The following is a 2,349-nucleotide window of genomic DNA, read 5'->3' on the forward strand; positions in this document are numbered from 1 at the left end:
GTGCAGTAGTTTTTGGAAAAACAATCCAGCTTCTGCTCCGATGAAACCTGTGAAACAAGCAAGCACACCATAAATAAGTGCTTAAATCGAGAGCATTCGCTAAAATCGGGTTTAGATGGCAATGCTGCTGTGACAAGGAGCGGTAAAGAAATCTTAAAATTTAATGTATCTATATTGATAAGACCTAAGTAGGGGCCGCAGCGAAAGGCAAAACTGCAACAGTCATGAAATTGCGACATCCGTTTTCAAAAAAAGACCAGACTTTTACCTAAGTTTAAAGTTAAAGCACAATATTTGGGATACTAAAACTAATCATATGGTAAAAGCGACAATAAATAAAGAGCATTATGCATGTTCTGTAACAAATGGTTCTCATGATATTATAGTAGACGAGCCTTTAGAATTGGGTGGTACACATAAAGGCTTTGCCCCAAAAGGATTGTTAATGGCCTCTTTAGCATCGTGTGTAGCCATTACCTTAAGAATGTATGCCGATAGAAAGGAATGGCCAATTGATAGAATTGAGGTAGAAGTAAATATTGATACCGAAAATGGGGAAACCATATTTTTTGAAGAAATTGTATGTACAGGAATACTTACCGAAGAACAAAAAATCAGATTGGAAGAAATTGCCGCAAAATGCCCGGTAAGTAAAATTTTAGCATCCGGTCACGAAATCAGATCGAAGGTACTTTAATGCTAACGGTGCAAAACTCGTTTATACATTGATAAAAAGCTTTAATATCTTTGTCAAAACCCGAGCGTTCGCTGTGGTAAAAAAATAATTTATGCCTACCGAAATAAAATGCCCCAACTGTGCCCATGTTTTTCCGATGGAAGAAGCCATGGCAGAAGATTATAAGAAAGAGTTACGTGAGAAAGCGGCTGCTTATGCAAGGCAGAAAGATGAAGAATATCAACGTAAACTGCAGGTTTTTGAATCAGAAAAACAACAGCAATTGAAAGCTTTTGATGCCAAACTTGCTGAAGAGAAAACCAAGCTTAAGGATAATCTGGAGGAAAACCTGCGTAAAAGTATTTCGGCCGATTTTGAAACAAAACTGCAAATGCTCGAAGGTAATGCGAAAGACAATGCTGAAAAACTAAAGTTGGCCCGCGAAAAAGAACTGGAGTTTTTACGCCGCGAGGAAAGCCTTAAAGTAAAGGAAGAAGAAATGGAACTTGCCTTTCAACGTAAAATGCAAGAGCAGCGTAACGAGTTGGTAGAACAGATCCGTAAGCAAGAGGCAGAAAAAAATAGTATTAAAGATACCGAACACCAATTGCGTTTAAAGGAATTGGAAAAACAGCTCGACGACCAGAAAAAATTGGCCGAAGAAATGAAACGTAAGGCTGAGCAGGGCAGTATGCAATTGCAGGGCGAAGTGCAGGAACTGATTTTGGAAGAATTGCTTCGTACCAATTATCCTTTCGATTTAATTGAAGAAGTTGGCAAAGGAGTGCGTGGTGCAGATTGTGTACAGGTGGTACGCAACCAATTTGGACAGGAATGCGGTAAAATTATTTACGAAAGCAAGCGTACCAAAGATTTTGGTGGCGACTGGATCGAAAAACTGAAAAAAGATATGCGCAGTATGGGTATTGATGTAGCGGTAATCGTAAGTCAATGTTACCCAAAAGGCATGGATTGTTTCGGGCAGCGCGATGGGGTTTGGATTTGCTCTTTCGAAGAAGTAAATGCTGTAGCATACGTGTTGCGCGAAGGTATTTTGCGCTTGGCAGGTGCAGTAAAATCGCAGGAAAACCGCGGCGAAAAAATGCACATGCTTTACGATTATTTAATGGGAGCAGAGTTTTCAGAACAATGGAAAGCCATTAGAGAAGGTTTTATGAGCATGAAACTATCCATACAACGCGAGCGTGATGCGATGGAACGCTTATGGAAAGCACGTGAAAAGCAGTTAGAAAAAGTATTGTTAAATGCGACCCATATCCGCGGTTCGATAGAAGGTATTGCGGGTAGCGATAGTGTGCAGCTGAGCTTAACCGATGAAGATGATGATACCTTGCTTTTAGAGTAACTCGCAATACGTCATCCCGTTCCGATTTTTATATCGTATCGTCATCCTGAACTTGTTTCAGGATCTATTTTGAATAGACTGACGTTGCTCATCGCCAGGTGTGAACTGCAAACTGCCAGCTTGTTTTGGCGTTCCCCAATCCCGTGAAAAACGGGAAAGGGGCGGGCTTTTCAGGGCTACGCTTCGCTCCGGTACCGATGAAGGATCGGTACTGAACCCTTACAATCCCTAACGCGGAGATATTGCGTGACTAGACCTCGCAGGTTTTTAAACGGCGTAGCGCTCAATGAGGCCATTAATATTAACC

At 41.1% G+C, this 2,349-nt stretch carries 2 protein-coding genes; both read left to right on the forward strand.

The window, feature by feature from the left end; all coding sequences use genetic code 11:
• Positions 1–316: 316 nt before the first annotated feature.
• Positions 317–697, forward strand: a complete 381-nt coding sequence (locus tag AC1DPQ_RS25045) for an OsmC family protein (protein ID WP_477578987.1) — start codon at positions 317–319, stop codon at positions 695–697.
• Between the two features lie 91 nt (positions 698–788).
• Entirely contained in the window at positions 789–2,042 is a 1,254-nt protein-coding gene (locus AC1DPQ_RS25050; protein ID WP_477578985.1) for a DUF2130 domain-containing protein, read from the forward strand.
• The last annotated feature ends 307 nt before the right edge of the window (positions 2,043–2,349 follow it).

The sequence above is a fragment of the Pedobacter sp. 01T416_2 genome (assembly GCF_056398925.1).